We start from the raw sequence: 23298 nt of genomic DNA on the forward strand, positions 1-23298 counted from the left end.
TTGCTGTTTTTTGGAAGAATAACCTTGACTAATGAAGGATAAATCTATAAAATAATTATGTGCGTAGAAAACATACATTTTTTATGTTTTAAAGAACAATAATTAGGAGGAAAATGTAAAATGGCAAAATGGGTTTACATGTTTACAGAAGGTAATGCTACTATGAGAAATCTTCTGGGCGGCAAAGGTGCCAACCTTGCTGAGATGACAAACCTCGGTCTTCCTGTACCGCAGGGCTTCACAATCACAACAGAGGCCTGCACACAGTACTATGAGGATGGCAGATCCATCAACGATGAGATCATGGCTCAGATCATGGAAGCAATTACCAAGATGGAAGGAGTTACCGGTAAGAAATTCGGTGACAAAGAAAATCCTCTGCTTGTATCCGTTCGTTCTGGTGCGAGAGCATCTATGCCAGGTATGATGGACACAATCCTCAACCTTGGTTTAAATGAAGAAGTTGTTAACACTCTTGCTGAGAAATCCGGCAATGAGCGTTGGGCTTGGGACTGCTACAGAAGATTCATCCAGATGTACTCTGACGTAGTTATGGAAGTTGGTAAGAAATACTTCGAGGAGCTCATCGATGAGATGAAAGCTAAGAGAGGTGTTAAGCAGGACGTTGAGCTTACAGCTGCTGACCTGCATGAGCTTGCTGACCAGTTCAAAGCTGAGTATAAATCTAAAATCGGTTCTGATTTCCCAACTGATCCGAAGGAGCAGCTGGTAGGCGCAATCAAAGCCGTATTCCGTTCCTGGGACAACCCACGTGCAAACGTATATCGTCGTGACAACGATATCCCATATTCCTGGGGTACAGCTGTTAACGTACAGATGATGGCATTCGGTAACATGGGTGATGACTGTGGTACAGGTGTTGCCTTCACACGTGACCCTGCTACAGGTGCTAACGGTCTGTTCGGTGAGTTCCTTACCAATGCACAGGGCGAGGACGTAGTTGCTGGTGTTCGTACACCTATGCACATCTCCGAGATGGAGCAGAAGTTCCCGGAAGCATTCGTACAGTTCAAACAGGTTTGCGAGACTCTTGAGAAACATTACAGAGACATGCAGGATATGGAGTTTACTGTAGAGCATGGTAAACTGTATATGCTTCAGACACGTAATGGTAAGAGAACTGCACAGGCTGCTCTTAAGATCGCTTGTGACCTCGTTGATGAGGGAATGAGAACTGAGGAAGAGGCTGTTGCAATGATCGATCCTCGTAACCTTGATACACTTCTTCATCCGCAGTTCGATGCAGCTGCTCTTAAAGCTGCTACACCGATGGGTAAAGGTCTTGGTGCTTCTCCAGGAGCTGCTTGCGGTAAGATCGTATTCTCTGCAGAGGACGCTGTTGAGTGGGCTGCAAGAGGAGAGAAAGTTGTTCTTGTTCGTCTTGAGACATCCCCAGAGGATATCACAGGTATGAAAGCTGCTCAGGGTATCCTGACAGTTCGTGGTGGTATGACATCTCACGCAGCTGTAGTTGCTCGTGGTATGGGATCCTGCTGTGTATCCGGATGCGGCGATATCGCTATGGATGAGGAGAACAAGAAATTCACACTTGCTGGTAAAGAGTTCCATGAAGGAGATGCAATCTCCATTGATGGTACAACAGGTAACATCTATGACGGACTTATTCCGACTGTAGATGCTAAGATCGCTGGTGAGTTCGGACGTATCATGGGATGGGCTGACAAGTACAGAACAATGAAAGTTCGTACAAACGCTGATACTCCTGCTGATGCTAAGAAAGCTCGTGAGCTTGGTGCAGAGGGAATCGGTCTTTGCCGTACAGAGCATATGTTCTTCGAGGGCAACAGAATCGATGCATTCCGTGAGATGATCTGCTCTGAGACAGTAGAGGAGAGAGAAGCAGCACTTGCTAAGATCCTTCCGGAGCAGCAGGGAGACTTCGAGAAACTCTATGAGGCACTTGAAGGAAATCCTGTAACAATTCGTTTCCTTGATCCGCCACTTCATGAGTTCGTTCCTACAGAGGAAGAGGACATCAAGAAACTGGCTGATGCTCAGGGCAAGACTGTAGAGCAGATCAAGACAATCATCGCTTCCCTTCACGAGTTCAACCCGATGATGGGACATCGTGGATGCCGTCTTGCTGTTACTTATCCAGAGATTGCTAAGATGCAGACAAGCGCTGTTATCCGCGCAGCTATCAACGTTAAGAAGAATCATCCGGATTGGAACATCAAACCGGAGATCATGATTCCGCTTGTTGGTGACATCAAAGAGCTTAAATATGTTAAGAAATTCGTTGTAGAGACAGCAGATGCTGAGATCAAAGCAGCAGGTTCTGACCTTGAGTACGAGGTTGGTACTATGATCGAGATCCCGAGAGCAGCTCTTACAGCTGATGATATCGCTAAAGAGGCTGACTTCTTCTGCTTCGGTACAAACGACCTTACACAGATGACATACGGATTCTCCCGTGATGATGCTGGTAAGTTCCTTAACGCATACTATGATGCTAAGATCTTCGAGAACGATCCATTTGCTAAACTTGATCAGGTTGGCGTTGGTAAACTCATGAAGATGGCAATCCAGCTTGGAAAACCGGTTAACCCGAAACTTCACGTAGGTATCTGCGGTGAGCACGGTGGAGATCCGTCTTCCGTAGAGTTCTGCAACGAGATTGGACTTGACTATGTATCCTGCTCACCGTTCCGTGTACCGATCGCTCGTCTTGCAGCAGCACAGGCAGCAATCGCTAAGAAGAACGCATAAGTAAGAATACATTTCAGGCTGAAGTTTCAGTCTGAGCATATATAAAGCTTCTGGCAGTCTGTAGAAATACAGATTGTCAGAGGCTTTTTTTCTTTATGATATTTTTTGAAGTATTCCGACGGTTTACGAAAAATAGGATTCATGGTATCATGAAAGAAACAGGGCAGATAAAGCCGGAGGATAAGGAGAATTTTATGAATCAGGAATCACAGACACCTCATAAGAGACGTGTACGATATAAAGGAAAATATCCGAAGAAATTCGAGGAGAAATATAAAGAGCTTCAGCCTGAAAAGTATAAGGATACCATTGAACATGTGATCAGCAAGGGAAACACACCGGCTGGAATGCATATTTCCATTATGGTAAAAGAAATCATTGATTTTTTGGAGATCAGGCCGGGACAGGTTGGATTTGATGCTACACTTGGTTACGGTGGGCATACAAAGGCCATGCTGGAATGTCTGAGAGGTCAGGGACACATGTATGCCACGGATGTGGACCCGGAAGAATCTGCCAAGACAAGAAAACGTCTGGCAGAGCAGGGATTCGGAGAAGATATCCTGACAATTAAACTCCAGAATTTCTGCACCATTGATGAGATCGCAGAGGAAGTTGGAGGCTTTGATTTTATCCTTGCGGATCTTGGGGTGTCTTCTATGCAGATCGACAATCCCAAGAGAGGGTTTTCCTTTAAAGTGGATGGTCCTCTGGATTTAAGGCTGAACCAGGAAACCGGGATCAGCGCAGCACAGCGTCTGGATACCATTTCAAGAGAAGAGCTTGCCGGAATGCTGGATGAGAATTCCGATGAGCCGTACTGTGAGGAGATCGCGAAGGCCATCACAGATGAGATCCGAAGAGGAAACCACATAGATACCACTACGAAGCTTCGTGAAGTCATTGAGAAGACATTGTCTTTCCTTCCTGAAAAAGAGAGGAAAGACACGGTGAAAAAAACATGCCAGAGAGTTTTCCAGGCACTGCGTATTGATGTGAACCGGGAATTCGAGGTCCTCTATGATTTTATGGAAAAACTTCCCGGAGCGCTGAAACCAGGCGGCCGTGTAGCAATCCTTACCTTCCATTCTGGAGAGGACAAGCTGGTAAAGAAAGCCTTAAAGCAGGGTTATAAAGACGGCATCTATTCCGACTATTCAAAAGATGTGATCCGTCCTTCCGCACAGGAATGTGCACAGAATGGGCGCGCCAGATCCACGAAGATGCGCTGGGCTGTGAAGGCCTGAGTGAAGAGTGAAAGAGCAGTTCTGATACAAATACAGAAACAGAAAAATCCTGGAATGCGTTGACATTCGGGATTTTTTTTGCTATGTTATATAAGTTTACATATGATAAAGCTACGGCTTAAACTGAATAGGAGAAAGGGTATGGATGTGGAGGAAAAGAAGGACATTTTTGATAAACTGATGCATCTTCCGGTGCTGAATATATTTGAACCTTTTTATAAGAAACATAAGGAAGTTCTGATGTATCTGTTCTTTGGAGGGCTCACATTTTTTCTGAACATTGCATTGTATGCATGGCTGGATAAGGGCCTGGGCATGAATGCGCTGATTGCCAATGTGATCTGCTGGGTGGTCTGCGTACTGTTCCAGTATTTTACAAACAGGACATGGGTATTCGATGGGCAGGTGGATTCCGCCGCCGGATTTTTAAAGCAGATGGCTTCGTTTTTCGGAGGACGGCTCTTTACTCTGATTGTGGAGGAAGCAATCCTTGCGGTATTTATCACCTGGCTTGGATTTAACAGCATGGCAGTGAAACTTGTTGCTCAGGTGGTTGTGATCGTATTGAATTATGTGATCAGTAAATTGATTGTTTTTAAAAAATAAAAGATAGTTATATTTGTGGAAAAGGAGTTGGACTGAAATTGACAAAGGACAAGACCAATGATATGACCGTGGGAAATCCGGTGAGCCTGATCATCCGCTTTATGATTCCCATGTGTCTCGGAAATATTTTTCAGCAGTTTTATAACATTGCGGATTCCATTGTTGCGGGGCAGTTCCTGGGAGTAGATGCGCTGGCTGCAATCGGAAGCACCGGTTCACTGATGTTTTTTGTTACCGGATGGCTTAACGGACTGAGCAGTGGCTTTGCCATTCTGGTATCCCAGTGGTTCGGGGCGAAGCAATATGATAAGATGCGTCATTACGTAGCTATGTCCATTTATCTGGCAGCAGCCTTTGCCATTGTGATGACCATTGGCTTTGAGGCTTTGAATGAACCGATTCTGCGGCTGATGAATTCACCGGAGGATCTGATGGGATCTGTGAAGGGATATATGGGAATTATTTATGCAGGCCTGATTGTAACAGCGGCATATAATTCACTGGCAGCGTTTCTCCGTGCACTTGGAGATTCAAAATCTCCGCTGTATTTTCTGATCATTTCGGCAGTGATCAATGTGTTCCTGGATATTCTGTTTATTGTAAAAATCGGGATGGGAGTGGAAGGCTGTGCCTATGCTACGGTTATCGCGCAGGCAATTTCCGCAGTCTGCTGCCTGATCTATATTATCAAAAAGTTCCCGATCCTGCATCTGAAGAAAGAAAACTTTGAAGTTTCTTTTACCAGCTTCCGTTATCTGCTGGCCCTTGGTATTCCCATGGGACTTCAGTTTTCCATCACAGCGATCGGAACCATTATTGTGCAGGGTGCGGTAAATATTTACGGTTCTGTATATATGGCAGGATTTTCCGCTGCGGGAAAAATACAGAATATCATTGCAACGGTATTTGTAGCTTTTGGTGCGACGATGGCAACCTATGTAGGACAGAACCGGGGCGCCGGAAAGATGGACCGTGTAAAAGCAGGAATGAAATATACCCAGATCATGGTCCTGATCTGGAGTGTGATCACTATGATCATAATGTTCTTTTTCGGAAAGTACATGACCTGGTTATTTATTGACAAGTCCCAGACGGATGTTATTAATGTTTCTGTTACTTATTTTCATACGGTATTCTGGGCATATCCGTTCCTTGGAAGTATCTTCCTCTACCGAAACGGACTTCAGGGACTGGGATATGGCTTGGTTCCCATGCTGGGCGGTGTGTTTGAACTGGCGGCAAGAAGTGCGATCGTTATGTTTGTTGCAGGAAAAACAAGTTTTGCAGGTGTATGTCTGGCGGATCCTGCCGCATGGATCGCAGCGCTGATTCCTCTGATCCCGTATTATATTTATGTGATGAAAAAGTGGAGCAGGGGAAAAAAGGAAACTGCTGCCTGAGTGGGTATAATACAGAAAATGAAAAGAATAAATTTAGGCTTGCAATTATGGAAGATACAGTTATAATGATATTATAACTGCGGAAAAAACCAGTAAACCGGGATTCCGGGTAAGATTACAGATCCAGAAGGGAGAATATAGATCATGGAAATCACAAAGGAAACAACAATGGGCGAGATGCTTGCATACGATGAGAAGATCGCATACATTCTTATGCAGGAAGGAATGCACTGCATCGGTTGTCCGTCTTCTATCGGTGAGTCTCTTGAGGAGGCATGTATGGTACACGGACTTGATGTAAACGCTGTACTGGCAGACATCCATCATTATGAGGAAACCAAGAAACAGAAATAATCAGCAGTACAATTTATATTAGGACGTACAGATTACGGACCGCAAGGGGATAACGACTGTGCATGTCTTTTTGACATGCCGTCGTTATCCCTTTTTTTGTGAGCAGACGATGAAGAGAGTCTTAAATATCTGCTTGATATGGAGGAAAAAAGCATGTATGTGATGATCGATAATTTCGATTCATTTGTTTATAATCTCAAGGCATATTTTCAGGAGCTTGGAAGAGAGATCCTGGTCAGACGCTGCGACGAGATCACCCTGGAGGAACTGGAAGAGCTGAACCCGGAAGGAATCATCCTTTCTCCGGGACCGAAGCGTCCCTGGGATGCGAAGCTCTGCGTAGATACCGTAAAAAGATTTCAGGGAAGGATTCCTGTTCTTGGTGTCTGTCTGGGCCATCAGGTGATTGGCCACTGTGGGGGAGCAGTAGTGGAAAAGGGTGTGTGTCCCATGCACGGAAAAGTAACAGAGATCCACAACCACGGAACAGGAGTGTTTGCAGGCCTGCCTGAGAAATACAAGGTGACAAGATACCATTCCCTGATCGTGCGGGAAGACAGCATTCCGGAGGAGTATCAGGTGGATGCGCTTTCTGATGATGGTGCTGTTATGGGAATTTCCCATAAAGCATTGCCTATCTATGGTGTTCAATTCCATCCGGAAGCCGTTCTTACGGAATATGGACATGAGCTTCTTGAGAATTTTTGCAGGATCGCGGAGAATTTTCAGAAGGAGGAGTAAAAATATGTACAAAAATCAGCGAAGAATAAAAGAACTGACCCCATATATCTCGGCAGTGGACATTTTTCGGATCTACGAGAGAGAACCCGGAGCAGCGTTTCTGGATTCCTCCCTTGTCAATGAGCTGGGACATTATTCCGTGATCGGAAGATGTCCGTATCTGAAGCTGGTAAAGGACGGAGAGAACTTTACTATCAACGGAAGGCCGGAAACAGAAACAACCTTTGAAGACTATATGCGGGAATATTTAAATACCCATGAGGACAAAAATAGCAGCGGACTTCCCATCGTATCCGGCGCAGTAGGATATTTTTCCTATGATTACGGAAGAAAACAGATGGGAGTACCATCCGGAGAAAAGGATCTTGTGACTGTTCCGGAGGCAGTTCTGACGTTTTATGACTGTTTTATCATAGAAGACTGTCAGGAAAAAAGAACCTATCTTGTGTCAAATGGAATCAGTGCAGACGCTGCAGCAGAAATCGGAGCGATGGAAAAAGCAATCCGGGAATTTACAGAGGCGGGGAAACAGGAAGGATCGGAAACAGGGGAAAAAAAGGAATCCGGAAACAGGATGGTCACGGAAAATTCTCACCGTGAGAAATTCAGGATCCAGGTTCATCCCAATTTTGAAAAAGAAGAATACAAGCAGGCAGTAGACCGGATGATCCGCTATATTATAGAGGGCGATATCTATATTGCCAATATGACGCAGCAGCTGACCATTGAAAGCGAAAAACCACCTCTGGATGTTTTTTATGATCTTCGGAAAAATAATCCGTCTCCTTTCGGCGGATATCTGGATTTCGGAGATTATCAGATCGTCTGTGCATCTCCGGAACGTTTTCTGAAGATGAAAGACCGTCATGTAAATACCCGTCCTATAAAGGGAACAAGAAAACGTGGCGTAACATCTGAGGAAGATGAAATGCTCCGTCGGGAGCTTCAGGATTCCGGAAAAGATAAGAGTGAACTTCTTATGATCGTAGACCTGGAGCGAAATGATCTGAACCGGGTGTGTACACCGGGAAGCGTGAAGGTAACCGAGCTTTTTACAGTGGAAGCATACGCTACGGTTTTTCATCTGGTATCGGATATTGAAGGAAAACTGGAAGAAGGAAAAAATGTTATGGATCTTCTGGAGGCTGCATTCCCCGGCGGTTCTATTACCGGTGCGCCGAAATACCGTGCCATGGAGATCATTGACGAGCTGGAACACGGAAAGAGAAATCTTTATACAGGCTCTATCGGCTACCTGACACTGGACGGAAGCTGTGATTTCAACATCGTGATCCGTACAGCTCTTCATAAAAACGGAAAATATCACCTTGGCGTTGGCGGCGGGATCACAGCAGAGTCAGATCTGGAATTTGAGTACGAGGAAACTCTGCAGAAGGCGAAAGCAATCCTGGATGCACTGCAGTAGAGAAACATACAGAACGGTAAAAGTGAAAGGCTCTGTGGACAGATCAGAGAATCTGACAGGGACACTTCATAAGGAGGTCAAAGGAAATGAACAACATAACCTTAGACGAATGTTTTCAGTTCGGTCTGGGAGCGTTTGAGACCATAGGAATAGAGCAGGGAATCCCCATACTTTTGGAAAAGCATCTGAAAAGACTGGAACGAGCGGCAGATTTCCTGAAGCTGGGTGATCCGGCAGTACGTGGGATCACAGCCAGGAGGATCGAAGAATATCTGGAAGAACAAAAAAAACGCCCGGAGGTGCAGAAAGAATTTGATGGACTGGAACACTGTGCGCTGAAGCTTATGCTTACAAAGGAAAATGCAGTGTATTCTCTTCGTGCCAATCATTATACGCCGGAGAATTATGAAAAAGGCTTTATCATGGATGTCAGCAAGGTAAAACGAAATGAAACATCACCTCTTGTATATCACAAAACCATGAATTACGGAGATTGTATCCTGGAAAAACGTAATGCTACAGCAGCAGGAATGGATGAACGGTTGTTTCTGAATACAAAGAAACAGATATCGGAAGGGACAGTAAGTAATGTATTCTTTGTGCGAAATGGCATGATCTATACACCAAAAGTCAGCTGCGGACTTCTCCCGGGAATCCTCCGTGAATATCTCTGTGACACGGAAGAGGTGGAAGAAACCTATATCTATGTTCAGGATCTTAAATGGTATGAGGAATGCTTTGTCACCAATTCCCTGATGGGAATCATGCCGGTGCGTCAGATCGGAGGAATCCGGTTTGAGGAAGACAAAGTGACAAGGGAGCTGATGAGAAGATATCGGAAGATGGTCAGAGATACTGCGAATAGGAAACAAATCAGATAAATGTTATTGCGAAACTATTACATTCAGGAAAGGTGATGGAATGTGAAGATCCGGCTTTCCGGGAAATGTACCTGAGGATGGAGGTAATATAAACAGGAATTTGGAATGGTACATAGATTTATAACGGAATTTGAATGAAAGTGACCAATACAGTCAGAGATAAGCGTGCATTAACCAGGGAAAGCTAAGGTTGATGCACGTTTTTTGTGCAAACTCAACCAAAAACGTTCATGAATTTTGTGAAGTAATTTGATTGACTTTGAATGAATTTGGAAGTATACTGAGTTCAACAAATGAAAAACAACAAAAAGCGGTCAAAAACCGCAGGATAAAAGATATGGGAGGAGAAAAAATGATCTGCACAGTTACTTTTAATCCGTCTCTGGACTATATCGTTTCCGTGGAGGATTTTAAACTCGGACTTACCAACCGGACAAGCTCTGAGCTGATGCTTCCGGGCGGAAAGGGAATCAACGTTTCCACCGTGCTGATGAATCTTGGAATCGAGAATACAGCACTTGGTTTCATGGCAGGATTCGTCGGAGATGAGATTGTAAGAAAGCTTGAGGAGATGGGAGTGAGATCTGATTTTATCAGGATCCCGGAAGGCGTTTCAAGGATCAACCTGAAGCTGAAATCTATTGATGGAACTGAGATCAACGGAATGGGACCGGAGATCAGCGCTGAAAAGGTTCAGGAGCTGATGAAGAAGCTTGACACACTGAAAGAGGGAGATGTGCTTTTTCTGGCAGGAAGTATTCCTTCATCTATGCCGGATGATATGTATGAGAAGATCATGGCGAGACTGGACGGAAAAGGCGTGATGATCGTTGTGGATGCAACGAGAGATCTTCTTGTAAATGTCCTGAAGTATCATCCATTCCTGGTGAAGCCCAATAACCATGAGCTTGGAGAAATCTTCGGCGTAGAGATTAAGAACCGTCAGGATGTGATCCCTTACGGAAAGAAGCTCCAGGAAAAAGGAGCCAGAAACGTGCTGATCTCAATGGCCGGTGAGGGAGCTGTCCTGGTAGCGGAAAACGGTCAGGTGTTTGAGAAACCGGCGCCGAAAGGAACACTGGTAAACGGCGTAGGAGCCGGAGATTCCATGGTAGCAGGCTTTATGGCAGGCTGGATGGAAAAACAGGATCACGAATATGCATTCCATATGGGAATTTCCGCAGGAAGTGCAAGTGCATTTTCTGAAAATCTTGCCACAAGGGAAGAGGTTCAGGCAGTATATGAACAGGTAACAGAGGGGTAAAGAAGAAAGGAGAAGGGAAGATGAGAATCACAGATCTGCTTGACAAACGAAGCATATCACTGGATGCTGCACCGAAGACGAAATCTGAAGCTCTGGACATGGCCGTAGATCTTATGGTAAAAAGTGAAAAGATCAGCGACAGGGAAGCTTATCGGAAACAGGTGTATTTAAGAGAGGAAGAAAGTACGACAGGAATCGGTGAGGGAATCGCTATTCCTCATGGAAAATGTGATGCGGTAAAGAAACCGGGACTTGCTGCCATGGTAGTAAAAAACGGCGTGGAATTTGAGGCACTGGATGATGAGCCGGTTACCCTTCTTTTCCTGATCGCAGCACCGAATACAGAAGATAACATTCATCTGGATGTACTCAGCAAGCTTTCCGTAATGCTGATGGATGATAATTTTACAGAATCCTTACGCAACGCAGGTTCTGTAGATGAATTTATGGAGATCATCGACAAGGCCGATGAGGAGAAAAAAGATATTGATGAAAGACTGGCAGATACAGGAAGTTCCGAAGGAGCCAGAGCTAAACTGCTGGCAGTTACTTCTTGCCCCACAGGTATTGCCCACACCTACATGGCAGCAGAGGGACTGGAAAAAGCAGCAAAGGCGAAAGACTGTTTCATTAAAATAGAGACACGAGGCTCCGGTGGAGCAAAAAATGTACTTACGGATCAGGAGATCCGGGAGGCAGACTGCATCATTGTAGCTGCAGATGCCAAGGTTCCCATGGATCGTTTCGATGGAAAGAAAGTCATCGAATGTCAGGTTTCAGATGGAATCAGCAAAGCGGACCAGCTTGTTGAACGTGCGATTTCCGGAGATGTTCCGGTATATCATGCAGCAGCAGGCAGTCAGAGCTCTTCCTCAAATGCAAAAGCAGGCGGCGGAGCAGGCCACAAGATCTATATGCAGCTGATGAACGGGGTATCTCATATGCTTCCACTGGTTGTAGGCGGTGGTATCCTGATCGCTCTAGCATTCTTGATCGATGGTTTAAGTGTAGATTTGAGTTCCCTTCCTGCAGACCAGAGAGCAAACTTTGGTACCATCACACCGGTAGCGGCTGTTCTGAAAAACATTGGTGGAACTGCATTTGGTTTCATGCTTCCGATCCTGGCCGGATTTATTGCAATGGCCATCGGTGACAGACCGGCACTTGCAGTTGGACTTGTGGGCGGTATGATCGCGGCAAACGGAAAATCCGGTTTCCTCGGAGCACTTCTTGCAGGCTTCCTTGCAGGATATCTGATCCTTGGACTTCGTAAGGTTTGTGATAAGCTTCCGGAAGCACTGGAAAAAATAGCGCCTGTACTGATCTATCCGGTTGTTGGTGTCCTTCTTATGGGACTCTGTATGACCTTCGTTGTAGAGCCGATCATGGGCGGTATTAATACAGGATTAAATAATGCCTTGACAGGCATGGGAAATTCAAGTAAAGTAATTTTAGGGTTGGTTCTTGGTGGTATGATGGCCATTGATATGGGCGGCCCGTTCAACAAAGCAGCATATGTATTTGGTACAGCAGCTATTGCGGCAGGCAACTATGACATTATGGCAGCAGTTATGGTGGGAGGTATGACTCCTCCGTGTGCCATCGCACTCGCATCCCTGCTGTTTAAAGACAAATTTACAAAAGAAGAGCGTGAGGCAGGACCGACCAACTTTATTATGGGACTTGCATTTATCACAGAAGGTGCGATTCCTTTTGCGGCATCTGACCCGGTCCATGTACTTCCGTCCTGTATCGTCGGTTCCGCAGCAGCTGGAGCAATCTCCATGTTCTTCAACTGTACACTGATGGCACCACATGGCGGAATCTTCGTATTCCCGGTTGTAGGTAATGCAATGATGTATCTGGTCGCACTGGTTGTGGGAACTCTGATCTCAGCTGTACTTCTCGGGGTACTGAAGAAAAAAGTTGCTTAAATTTTTTTAAATTAAAATGAAAACTGGAGGATAAAGAAATGAAAGAATTCAAGTATGTAGTAACAGATAACGAAGGAATCCATGCACGTCCGGCCGGAGAGCTTGTGAAGCTTGTAAAAGGTTTCGAGTCCAAGATCACTATCGAGAAGGACGGCAAGACTGTAGAGTGCAGAAAGCTTCTTGCACTTATGGGACTTGGCGTAAAGAAGGGACATGAGGTTACCTTTACATTCGATGGTGCAGATGAGGATGCAGCATACGAGGCAGTAAGCAAATTCATGCAGGAGAACCTGTAATCTCAGAATGAGTGAACAGAAGGCATCCCGGTCCGGTCGATCGGGATGTCTTTTTTGAAGGAGGAAAAGGAATGCTGACGGAGCAGAGATACGAGATCATACTCGGCCTTCTCAGAGAAAAAAACAGTGTTACGGTAACAGAACTGAAAGATATCCTGGATGCATCGGAATCTACGGTCCGCAGAGACATCACGGCGCTTTACAAGGCGGGGAAGCTGACCAGGGTTTTTGGCGGTGCGGTGGCGCTGGAACATACTGTCAATGCCTATGAGCCTACCGTAGCCCAGAAAGTTGAGCTGAATATTGAAGAAAAAAAGAAGATCGCAGCCTATGCGGCAGCTCTGATCCGTCCGGAAGATTTTGTGTATCTGGATGCGGGAACGACTACCGGATATATGCTGGAGCATCTGGAAGGCTCCGGGGCGACTTTTGTCACCAATGGTGTTTCCCATGCCAGGGCTCTGGCTCAGATGGGAGTCCGTGTGCTGCTGATCGGCGGAGAACTGAAGGGATCTACGGAAGCTGTGATCGGAAGTCAGGCCATGCAAATGCTGAAGAATTATCATTTTACAAAGGGCTTTTTCGGGACCAACGGGATGACTCAGAGAGAAGGCTTTACCACGCCGGAATCCAATGAAGCACTGGTAAAGCGAACCGCCATGGAGCAGTGTCTGGAAAAGTACGTAGTGTCTGACAGCTCCAAATTCGGACAGATCAGTGCGGTGACGTTCTTTTCATTTGACGGAGCAGTGATCCTGACGGAAAGCTGTTCCAAAGAATATAAAGATTGCAGAAATATACAGATCGTATCATAGAAAGATCACAAATAAAAAACCGGTTTGGAAGAAATTCTTCGTAAACCGGTTTTTTGTTTGTTGAGGATCTGTTTCAATCTTCCTTGGAGATCATGGCTTCCAGATCTTCTACGGAAATGTCTTTTTTGTGCATCAGCTTGAGCAGACGTTTCAGTTCGGCAGCTTCCTTTGCCTTTTTTTCAGCTTTGCGGATCTCATCCAGCTGAGCTGCCAGTGCAGTTTTTTCATCCTCCAGCGCTGCTATCTTTTCGGTGCAGGCAGCAATCTTGGAATCTACTTTGGAAATTTTCTCATTGAGTACTTCTATCTTTGTACGTCTCTGTGCCATATGAAACCTCCTGATAAAAATATTACTTCTTATACACTATACAATAGCATAAACGACGATGAAATACAATTGTGAATTGATGTGCAATATGTTATCATGAATGTATATAATATTTCAGAAACGCAGGAAAATACTATGGATAAAGATAAGGGTGTATTTATGACTGCCCGGGAAGTAAATATGGAAATAGAAATGCTGAAGACGGTTTTTGACATTGTAAGACTGGTGGATGTTAGCCGTACAGCTCCGGTAAATATTGGCTCAGACGATTGCTCTTATGAAGCAGAACATAAATGCTTTGCAGTGTGGAATAAAGGCAGAAGATGTGAGAACTGTATTTCTGCCAAAGTTTTTGCCCGTAAAAACAGAATGACGAAATTTGAGTTCGTCAATGATGACATTTACCAGGTGATCGCCAAATATGTGGTTATAGACGGGACACCTCTTGTTATGGAAATGGTCTTTAAAATGACGGATAAGATTTTTCTGGGAGCTTACGGAAGCGGGCCTCTGATCGATAAGATCAGCAAATTCAATCGAGAATTATATGAAGATCCGCTGACTGGTGCCAGAAACCGGAGATATTTTGAGGAACAGCTGAAATCCCTGGATAAGATGGGGGCTATAGCTATGATCGACGTGGATAATTTTAAACAGATCAATGACAGCTATGGCCATGTAGCCGGAGATGCGGCGTTGTGCACCATTGTCAGAACGATTTTTGATCATGTGCGGGCAGATGACGTGGTACTGCGTTATGGAGGAGACGAATTTCTTCTGATGTTTGAAGAAATTCCGGAAAAGGTATTTCAGCAGAAGCTGGAAGATATTCGGAAAGAGATCGCAATAGCAGATGTGCCGGAATACAAAGAAATCCGGATTTCCACGAGCGTTGGAGGTGTATATGGAAGCTGTAAGGTCAGAGATGGAGTGGTAGAAGCGGACAAGCTTCTCTATCAGGCCAAGCGGCAAAAAAACTGTGTTGCTTACAAGCGGATCTGACGGAAATGGCAGAATTATGTAACAGACGCAAAAGATATTTCTTTGGCAGGTAAATGGAGAAGAGAGATATGAAGATAATCGCAAGGATCAGAAGTGATTTTCCGACAAAATTCGGAATCCCACGTCAGAGCGGTCGAGTGGAAGAACTGACAGCCTGTATTGTTTTTGAACCGGAATATCGGGTACGTGAAGCGGTAAAGGGACTGGAAGATTTTTCGCATATCTGGCTGCTGTGGGAGTTTTCACAGTCGATCCGTGAGAACTGGTCCCCTACGGTACGTCCGCCACGTCTGGGCGGAAATGAAAGGATGGGCGTATTTGCCACCAGATCGCCCTTCCGCCCCAATCCTGTAGGCTTATCCTGTGTGAAGCTTAAAAAGATCGACATGGAAAGTAAAGAAGCTCCGGTACTGATCGTATCCGGTGCGGACCTGATGGACGGAACCCCCATCTATGATATCAAGCCATATCTGCCTGTGGCAGACTGTTATCCGGAAGCACTGGGCGGCTTTGCGACGAAGGTGGAGCAGCATTTTCTGCAGGTGGAAATCCCGGAAGAATGGAAGGCAAGGATCCCGGAGGACAAGCTTTCTGCATTGGAAGGTGTGCTCAGAGAAGATCCGAGGCCTGCCTACCAGAAAGATCCGGAGAGGATATACGGAATGCCTTTTGCAGGAATGGATGTTCGTTTTCAGGTAAAAAACGGCATACTTACAGTGTGTGAGATCACAGAATATAAAAAATCAGACAAAATTTAAAAATACCTTTGACAAACTTTTTAAGTGATGATATTATAATAAATGAGTTAGCAAACACTAACTCATTATTTTAAAAATGGAGTTAGTTTAAAATAACATTGAAACAGTCATATAAAAGTTCAGAGATCAAAGGAGAGTGAATTATGAGCGTTGTAATTGTAGGTGGTAATGAAAGAATGGTATGTCAGTATGAGGATATCTGTAAAGGCTTCGGATGCAAGGCGAAAGTCTTTGCCAAGGAAAAAGGAGCCATGAAGAAAAAGATTGGGGTGCCGGATCTGATGATCCTGTTCACAAGTACTGTTTCCCACAAAATGGTAAACTGCGCAGTAGAAGAAGCAAAGAAAAAATCCATTCCGGTATGCCGCTGTCATACAAGCAGCGCGGCAGCTCTTGAGAACATTCTGAAGCAGTACTGTGCATAAGAAACCGGTCAGGAGATACTTTTCTCTTGTATAATTTGACTTTTTTGCAGAAATGTTACAGAAAGGCTTGCAAAATTACAAATTATTCAATAAAATAGCCGTAGGTTTCTGTGGTAAAGCGTTGCAGTGAATGGTGGAAATGCAGCGCTGGAAGTCGAAATTACAGGTGAGAGGTGTTATCATGAAAAAAGTTGTAAAATTCGGTGGAAGTTCTCTTGCAAATGCGGAGCAGTTCCAGAAAGTGGGCGATATCATCCGCAGCGATGAGAGCCGCCGTTATGTAGTTCCGTCAGCTCCGGGAAAGAGATTTGACGAGGATATCAAAGTGACTGATATGCTTTATGGATGTTATGACGCAGCATCTAAAGGGGAGGATATCACTGAGAAGATTAATGCGATCAAGGCGCGATATTATGAGATCATCAAGGGTCTCGGACTGAGCCTTTCTCTTGAGGAGGAGTTCAGGAAGATCGATGAGGATTTCCGTGCACAGGCAGGAATCCAGTATGCGGCATCCAGAGGAGAGTTCCTCAATGGTAAGATCATGGCTGCATACCTTGGATATGATTTTGTGGATGCAGCTTCTGTGATCCGTTTTGATAAAGCCGGTAATCTGGAAGCGGAGGAGACCAATAAACTCCTTTCCAAAAAACTCAGCAAATCCCAGCATGCGGTTATTCCGGGATTTTACGGCGCATGTGCAGATGGCACGGTAAAGACATTTTCCAGAGGTGGTTCTGATGTGACCGGATCTCTGGTTGCCAAAGCTATTCATGCAGATATTTATGAGAACTGGACGGACGTTTCCGGTTTTCTTGTAACGGATCCGCGCATCGTTCACAATCCGGAGCCTATCGAGGCGATCACATACAGAGAACTTCGTGAGCTTTCCTACATGGGAGCTACTGTTCTTCATGAGGATGCCATTTTCCCGGTTCGTAAAGAGGGAATCCCGATCAATATCCGTAACACAAACAGCCCGGAGGATAAAGGTACTCTGATCGTAGAGAGCACCTGTAAGAAGCCGAAATTTACTATTACCGGTATCGCCGGAAAGAAAGGCTTCTGCTCTATTAATATCGAGAAATCCATGATGAACAGTGAGATTGGGTTCGGACGCAAGGTGCTTCAGGTATTTGAAGATCAGGGGATCAGCTTTGAGCATGTACCATCCGGAATCGATACCATGACTGTATATGTTCATCAGGACGAATTTGAGGAGAAAGAGCAGCAGGTTATCGCAGGTATCCACCGTCTGGTACAGCCTGATTTTGTGGAGATGGAATCTGACCTTGCACTGATCGCAGTTGTTGGTCGTGGAATGAAATCCCAGAGAGGCACTGCAGGAAGGATCTTCTCTGCTCTTGCCCATGCAAATGTAAATGTAAAAATGATCGACCAGGGTTCCAGTGAGCTGAATATCATCATCGGCGTAGAGAACCGTGATTTCGAAAAAGCAGTCAGAGCAATCTACGATATTTTTGTTCTGACACGGATATAAACAAAATCCGAAAACGGATTTTGTTTATAAGGAAGTAGCGAAGCGGATTCCGAATATCCGATCGATTAAATCCGGAAACGGATTTTGTTTATATCCGATTGATTAAATCCGCCGCAGGACAGTATATTACACGTCCTGCGGCGGATTTTTTTGGACTAAAAATAATACAATCAAATTCAACAGGATTTCCAAAGGAAAGACAAAGATATTGTACATTGTGTCGAAAAATGCTTGATATGAAATAAACAGTATTGACAAAAACTTAACTTTTGTGTAAAACTGACATATAAAAAAATCAGAAAGGCAGGCAGTCAGCCATGGAGAAACAGATCAAACTGGATGAAAAAAGTGCACAGGAGTTTGTCAGCGCAGCCAGCAAATGTAAATTTGATATTGATGTATTTTATAACCGTATTATCATTGATGCAAAGTCGATCCTCGGACTTTTGAGTCTGGATCTGACAAAGACTCTGACAGTAAAGTGTTACGGAGAAGATGAGGATTTTAATCGTGTTCTTTCCAAGTATGCAGCAGGTTGAGAAATATGAATAAAGAAAAACGGTGATAAAAGGGCGCAGTTCATGAGAAGAAAAGCAGAACATGCGTCCTTTTTATTATGGGAAGCTTTCGGATCATATTTTATGGTATAATCCTGGTATAGCATGGAAAAAGAATAGCTGCCGGGCTGGAATTCCGGCAGCTGCCGGGAGTGAAAATATGGAAAAACCAAGAGTGCGGATTTCTGTCAGAAATCTTGTGGAATTTATACTGAGGAGCGGAGATCTGGATAACAGCAGCGGGACATCCGGAGATAAGGAAGCCATGTTAAAAGGCGGAAGGCTTCACCGCAAGATACAGCGGAGTATGAAGGGCGATTATCGGGCAGAGGTTTCTCTGAAAAAAGAAAGTGAATACGACGATGTGGTCATTCAGGTCGAGGGCCGTGCAGACGGGATCTTTACAGAGGACGGAGCCGTTTATATTGACGAGATCAAGGGAACTTACGGAAATGTCCAGGCAATGGACATACCAGTAGCGGTTCACCGTGCCCAGGCTATGTGTTACGGACTGATCTGGGGAGAAAAAGAGGGGATTTCAGAAATCCACATTCAGATGACCTACGCTCATCTTGAGACGGAAGAAACCAGGAGATTTCGTGAGGATTTTTCCATAGAGGAACTTAAAGGCTGGTATCAGAAGCTTCTGGATGCCTATCACAAATGGATCGCATATTCCCTTAACTGGAAAAAAGAGAGGAATGCATCCATGAAGGATCTGCAGTTTCCGTTTCCATACAGAGAAGGGCAGCGGGATATAGTTAGTGGTGTGTACCATACGGTTTCCAGCGGGAAGACCTTATTTGTTCAGGCGCCTACCGGTGTGGGAAAAACCATGTCTGCCATTTTTCCGTCCGTGCGCGCCATCGGTGAGGGAAAAGGTGAAACACTTTTTTATCTTACCGCAAAAACCATCACAGGAACTGTGGCGCAGGAGGCATTTCACATCCTGCGGGAAAAAGGTCTGAAATTCAAGGTAACGGCGATCACGGCAAAGGAAAAGCTGTGTTTTCAGGATACTCCGGAATGTACACCGGAGAAATGTCCTTATGCAAAGGGGCATTTTGACCGGGTAAATGATGCGGTTTATGAGCTCTGGACCACTGAAGAGGTATATTCCAGAGAAGTGATCCGTGCTCATGCAGAAAAATGGCAGGTGTGCCCTTTTGAAATGTGTCTGGATCTTTCAATCTGGGTAGACGGGATCATCTGTGATTATAATTACGTGTTTGATCCCAATGTTCATCTGAAACGTTTTTTCGGGGAAAATATTTCCGGGGATCATATTTTTCTGATCGATGAGGCACATAATCTGGTAGAACGTGGCAGAGAGATGTACAGTGCCGGTATTTCCCGTCAGAGTCTGGTAGCACTTCGAAAGAAGATAAGAAAGAGGTTTTCAAAACTGGCCAGAACACTGGATAAAGCAAATCGCCAGATGATGGAACTGGAAGAGAATCTTGCGGAAACAGGAAAAGGGTATCAGGTGCTTCCCAATCCCGGAGTACTGCCGATCACATTTCTCACGATATCAGGTGAACTGGAAGAAATACTGGAGGAAAAAGAACTGGAAGAAGAACTACGCAGGGAAATACTGGAATTTTATTTTATAGTGCGTGATTTTTTAAATGTTTCAGAGCTGGTAGATGAAAATTATGTAGTATATACCGAAAACAGCGCAGAAGAAGGATTTCGTCTGAGGCTGTTCTGTGTGAACCCGGCAGAAAATCTGGGAGAATACCTGAAAAAAGGGAAAAGTGCTATTTTCTTTTCAGCTACAATGTTTCCCATGCTCTATTACCGGGAGCTTTTGACAACAGACCGTGATGCCTATGGGATTTATGTGCAGTCTCCTTTCCCAAAAGAAAACCGCAGGATTCTTATCGGCAGCGACGTAAGCAGCCGGTATACCCGGAGAAATCGTGCAGAATACCGGAAGATCGCCGGATATATTGCCAGATGTGTCTGGCAGAGGCAGGGAAATTATATGGTGTTTTTTCCGTCGTATCGTCTTATGGAAGACGTACTGCAGGTTTATGAGGAAGAATTTTCCGTAGACTGGGTGCGCTGCGTGTGTCAGACACCAGATATGACAGAACAGGAACGGGAAGGATTTTTGGAGGAATTTCAGGAACGGGAAGGTACCCTGGTAGGGTTCTGTGTCCTTGGAGGGATTTTTTCTGAGGGTGTTGATCTGACAGGGGAAAGTCTGATCGGGGCAGTGATCGTAGGAACCGGACTTCCCCAGATCGGCAGTCAGCGTGAGATCCTGAAAGAGTATTACGATAAAAAGAATCACTGTGGTTTTGATTATGCATATCGCTATCCGGGTATGAACAAGGTGCTTCAGGCCGCCGGGCGCGTGATCCGCACAAAAGAGGATAAAGGCGTGATATTGCTTCTGGATGACCGCTTCTGGGATCGGGATTACCAGGAAATCTTTCCCAGGGAATGGCAGGACCGTACAGGCTGCAGGCTGGATACGGTAGAAGGTGCAGTGGAGACGTTCTGGAAGAGGTTTACTTGACAGAACGGAGAAATCCGATATACTTATAGAGTCTTTATCTGGAAAATCACTGGAGGAATGTGTGGATGCCGGATCAGGACAAGAAACTGTAAAATAGGATCATAAGAAAAGTGAAAGAAGTATATGAGACGAAAAAAAATATATAAAGCATTGGCATTTTGTCTGAGCACAGTGATGCTCGCACAGCCGGTTTTTGCGACAACAGTGCAGCAGACGGCACAGGGAAGCCTTGGTTCTGTTACGGAGGAGTCCCAGATACTTCCAATTCCCGGTGAAAACGGGAAATATATTCTGAAAAGCAATGGCTTTTACTGCCTGAATGAAGATGGAACCAAAGAAAATACTCCGGCAGTGTATTATTTTGATCATTTTGAGATCGACGGAACGGTTTTTGATGGATATTATTATCACGACGAAAGCGGTAAATTTACAGCGGGAAACTCGCATATGGTCCAGATCACCGATCTGAAGGCTCCGGCAAAAGACGGCAGCGGTGAGGAAGTTTCTTTTGACGGCTGTTATATGGTAAACAATCTGGGAAAACTCAGCGCCTCTCCACAGGTACGTTATATGGATGAGCTGGTGGTGGACAAAACAACATACAACGGGCTGTATTATTTTGATGAATATGGAAAAATGGTCACAGATCCAGGTATCCATTATCTGGAAATGAATGCTGCAGGACAGATGTTTGACGGATATTATTATTTTGGCGGAGAAAACGGCGTTCTGCTCCAGGAAGAGGGAGAGACTCCGGAGGGATTTTCCGTGGATAAATCCGGAAAAGTCGAGACGAAAGATCTGGGAATGGATGGCCTTGAGAAACGGCTTGCAGATCTTCTTGGAACCTATGAGGGTACATGGAGCGTTTATGTAAAGGATCTGACCAGTGATCAGGAGTTTGAACAGAACAGTCAATCACTGTACTCAGCCAGTCTGATCAAAGTGTTTGTCATGGCCCAGACCTATGCCAACATGGATACAGTCCTTCAGAGCGAAGCGGCAAAAATGAAAAAAGATGTTACAGATCCGTCCGTATCCACAAAGGTCAATGATCTTCTCTGGAATATGATCACAGTCAGTGACAATGAATCCTTTAATGAGCTGGTACGTCTGCAGACAGCATCGGGTGTTTTTAAGGACGGAGCACAGGCTGTAAATGGATTTCTTGCGGAACAGAAATTTGCAGATACTTCCGTTCAGCACATCTTAAGCCCGTCCTCTTCAAAGGACGTCGGCCTCGGCGGCAGGAACACCACTTCCGTAAAAGACTGCGCAGAGCTTCTTTTCCGGATCTATAAAGGAGAATGTGTATCGAAAGAAGCTTCGGAGGCTATGCGTAATCTGCTTCTGAATCAGCAGGTTACTACTAAGATCCCCAGCGGGATATCTGCGTCCGTGGAAATTGCAAATAAGACTGGAGAAACGGATACGGACCAGCATGATATCGCCATTGTATATGGAAAAAAGACTACATATATCCTCTGTGTGATGTCAGAAGACTGTAAACCTGGGGACGCAGTTTCGCATATCCGGGATATTTCCGGTATTGTTTATAATTATCTGAATATGGACCTTGACCAGGGGTGATCTGTGAGTTAGAATAAAAAACAGCTGAGCAAGATCCTGATGGATATTTCCGACAGAGAAGTATCCGAAATGTTCGTGAAAGGAGAATTCTATTATGAAGACAGTACATACAGACAAAGCACCTGCAGCAATCGGACCATACTCCCAGGCTATCATCCATGGAGATACGCTTTACACATCCGGTCAGATCCCGGTGGATCCGGCAACCGGAGAGGTAGTTGGAACAACCATCGAGGAGCAGGCTGACCGTGTTATGAAGAACCTCGGAGCAGTTCTGGAAGCTGCCGGCTCCAGCTATGAGAATGCAGTCAAGACAGTATGCTTCCTTGCAGATATGAACGATTTTGCGGCATTTAATGAAGTATATGCCAAATATTTCGTAAATAAACCTGCACGTTCCTGTGTTGCAGTCAAGACACTGCCAAAGAACGTTCTCTGCGAGGTAGAAGTGATCGCAGCAATCTGATGATTTGATAAAAAATCCCTGTTGTCTGATTTCAGTCAGACGCGGGGATTTTTTTCGTGGGGATAAAGTATTTTTCTCTGTTTTGGAGCAATCTCTTTTTGTGTGTTTTCAGGCGTTAAAACGGTAATGTTTTTTCTTGTGTAAAGTAGAGCGCTGTAGTATAATAAAACCAGTTTTTTAGGATACGTATAAAAGCTTAATAAGGATGATCGGCAAACCAGATGAAAGTCTGGGACGCAAAGCTATAGGGCCTGTAAAATGGCAGCCAGTTGCATGAAATGAGGTGCACTGTCTGTGAGACGGTGTTTTTTTTATCGTTAGCTTTACGGTTGTCGTAGCTGTCTGCGTTATGCTGGTGATTTCTCTTGTTATGCGTAGAAATCAGCAGGAAGCGATCCGTGTGGAGCGGGAAAATAATGCGAGGCTGGA

The 23298-nt window shown here is 44.9% G+C and carries 21 protein-coding genes and 1 riboswitch; of the genes, 20 read left to right on the forward strand and 1 reads right to left on the reverse strand.

The genetic code is table 11. From position 1 onward, the window contains the following. Positions 1–120: 120 nt before the first annotated feature. From ppdK to LKD46_RS05400, 12 genes are all read left to right on the forward strand, one after another. A complete protein-coding gene (gene ppdK, locus LKD46_RS05345; protein ID WP_059085207.1) occupies positions 121–2751 on the forward strand; it encodes a pyruvate, phosphate dikinase in 2631 nt (876 codons plus the stop codon). A gap of 194 nt (positions 2752–2945) precedes the next feature. Next, positions 2946–3998, forward strand: a complete 1053-nt coding sequence (gene rsmH, locus LKD46_RS05350) for a 16S rRNA (cytosine(1402)-N(4))-methyltransferase RsmH (protein WP_129974628.1) — start codon at positions 2946–2948, stop codon at positions 3996–3998. Between the two features lie 141 nt (positions 3999–4139). Further along, positions 4140–4604 carry a GtrA family protein gene (locus LKD46_RS05355; protein ID WP_015525821.1) on the forward strand — a complete coding sequence of 155 codons (465 nt, stop codon included), beginning with the start codon at positions 4140–4142 and terminating at the stop codon, positions 4602–4604. A gap of 62 nt (positions 4605–4666) precedes the next feature. Further along, positions 4667–6004, forward strand: a complete 1338-nt coding sequence (locus LKD46_RS05360) for an MATE family efflux transporter (RefSeq protein WP_110102117.1) — start codon at positions 4667–4669, stop codon at positions 6002–6004. Between the two features lie 144 nt (positions 6005–6148). Further along, positions 6149–6358: a DUF1858 domain-containing protein gene (locus LKD46_RS05365; protein ID WP_021650997.1), complete on the forward strand. Its 210-nt coding sequence runs from the start codon at positions 6149–6151 to the stop codon at positions 6356–6358. 153 nt (positions 6359–6511) lie between these two features. Beyond that, positions 6512–7099, forward strand: a complete 588-nt coding sequence (locus LKD46_RS05370) for an anthranilate synthase component II (protein ID WP_110101997.1) — start codon at positions 6512–6514, stop codon at positions 7097–7099. 4 nt (positions 7100–7103) lie between these two features. Further along, positions 7104–8525 carry an aminodeoxychorismate synthase component I gene (gene pabB, locus LKD46_RS05375; RefSeq protein ID WP_110101996.1) on the forward strand — a complete coding sequence of 474 codons (1422 nt, stop codon included), beginning with the start codon at positions 7104–7106 and terminating at the stop codon, positions 8523–8525. Positions 8526–8611: 86 nt separating this feature from the next. After that, complete coding sequence (locus LKD46_RS05380) at positions 8612–9406, forward strand: aminotransferase class IV (RefSeq protein ID WP_110101995.1); 795 nt, start codon at positions 8612–8614, stop codon at positions 9404–9406. A 352-nt stretch (positions 9407–9758) separates the two neighbouring features. Further along, complete coding sequence (gene pfkB / locus LKD46_RS05385) at positions 9759–10670, forward strand: 1-phosphofructokinase (protein ID WP_110102115.1); 912 nt, start codon at positions 9759–9761, stop codon at positions 10668–10670. A gap of 20 nt (positions 10671–10690) precedes the next feature. Beyond that, positions 10691–12604: a PTS fructose transporter subunit IIABC gene (locus tag LKD46_RS05390; protein WP_015525830.1), complete on the forward strand. Its 1914-nt coding sequence runs from the start codon at positions 10691–10693 to the stop codon at positions 12602–12604. A gap of 38 nt (positions 12605–12642) precedes the next feature. Further along, positions 12643–12900, forward strand: a complete 258-nt coding sequence (locus tag LKD46_RS05395) for an HPr family phosphocarrier protein (RefSeq protein WP_015525831.1) — start codon at positions 12643–12645, stop codon at positions 12898–12900. A gap of 71 nt (positions 12901–12971) precedes the next feature. Then, positions 12972–13715 (forward strand): DeoR/GlpR family DNA-binding transcription regulator, encoded by a 744-nt coding sequence (locus LKD46_RS05400; RefSeq protein ID WP_044961183.1) that lies wholly within the window; start codon positions 12972–12974, stop codon positions 13713–13715. Between the two features lie 73 nt (positions 13716–13788). On the opposite strand, the gene LKD46_RS05405 is transcribed toward LKD46_RS05400, so the two are convergent. Beyond that, entirely contained in the window at positions 13789–14043 is a 255-nt protein-coding gene (locus LKD46_RS05405) for a hypothetical protein (RefSeq protein ID WP_110101994.1), read from the reverse strand. Positions 14044–14178: 135 nt separating this feature from the next. Here LKD46_RS05405 and LKD46_RS05410 point away from each other — a divergent pair, with 135 nt between their 5' ends. From LKD46_RS05410 to LKD46_RS05445, 8 genes are all read left to right on the forward strand, one after another. Beyond that, positions 14179–15045: a GGDEF domain-containing protein gene (locus LKD46_RS05410; protein WP_227573900.1), complete on the forward strand. Its 867-nt coding sequence runs from the start codon at positions 14179–14181 to the stop codon at positions 15043–15045. Between the two features lie 68 nt (positions 15046–15113). Then, positions 15114–15803, forward strand: coding sequence for a tRNA (N6-threonylcarbamoyladenosine(37)-N6)-methyltransferase TrmO (tsaA, locus tag LKD46_RS05415; RefSeq protein WP_227573901.1), 690 nt, complete (start codon positions 15114–15116; stop codon positions 15801–15803). 143 nt (positions 15804–15946) lie between these two features. After that, the gene (locus LKD46_RS05420) at positions 15947–16228 is read left to right on the forward strand and encodes a DUF2325 domain-containing protein (protein WP_015525835.1); all 282 of its coding nucleotides are present in this window, start codon (positions 15947–15949) and stop codon (positions 16226–16228) included. 181 nt (positions 16229–16409) lie between these two features. Beyond that, positions 16410–17729, forward strand: coding sequence for an aspartate kinase (locus LKD46_RS05425; protein ID WP_227573902.1), 1320 nt, complete (start codon positions 16410–16412; stop codon positions 17727–17729). Positions 17730–18046: 317 nt separating this feature from the next. Next, complete coding sequence (locus LKD46_RS05430) at positions 18047–18268, forward strand: HPr family phosphocarrier protein (RefSeq protein ID WP_144095845.1); 222 nt, start codon at positions 18047–18049, stop codon at positions 18266–18268. Positions 18269–18446: 178 nt separating this feature from the next. Continuing rightward, entirely contained in the window at positions 18447–20813 is a 2367-nt protein-coding gene (locus LKD46_RS05435) for an ATP-dependent DNA helicase (protein WP_227573903.1), read from the forward strand. Positions 20814–20936: 123 nt separating this feature from the next. After that, a complete protein-coding gene (locus LKD46_RS05440; RefSeq protein ID WP_227573904.1) occupies positions 20937–22403 on the forward strand; it encodes a serine hydrolase in 1467 nt (488 codons plus the stop codon). Positions 22404–22497: 94 nt separating this feature from the next. Beyond that, on the forward strand, positions 22498–22869 hold the full coding sequence (locus LKD46_RS05445; RefSeq protein WP_180214274.1) for a RidA family protein: 372 nt from the start codon (positions 22498–22500) through the stop codon (positions 22867–22869). A 201-nt stretch (positions 22870–23070) separates the two neighbouring features. Further along, positions 23071–23146: riboswitch (cyclic di-GMP riboswitch) on the forward strand. The last annotated feature ends 152 nt before the right edge of the window (positions 23147–23298 follow it).

Origin of the sequence: Blautia fusiformis, from assembly GCF_020686995.1 — a bacterium.
Lineage (GTDB): Bacteria > Bacillota > Clostridia > Lachnospirales > Lachnospiraceae > Blautia_A > Blautia_A fusiformis.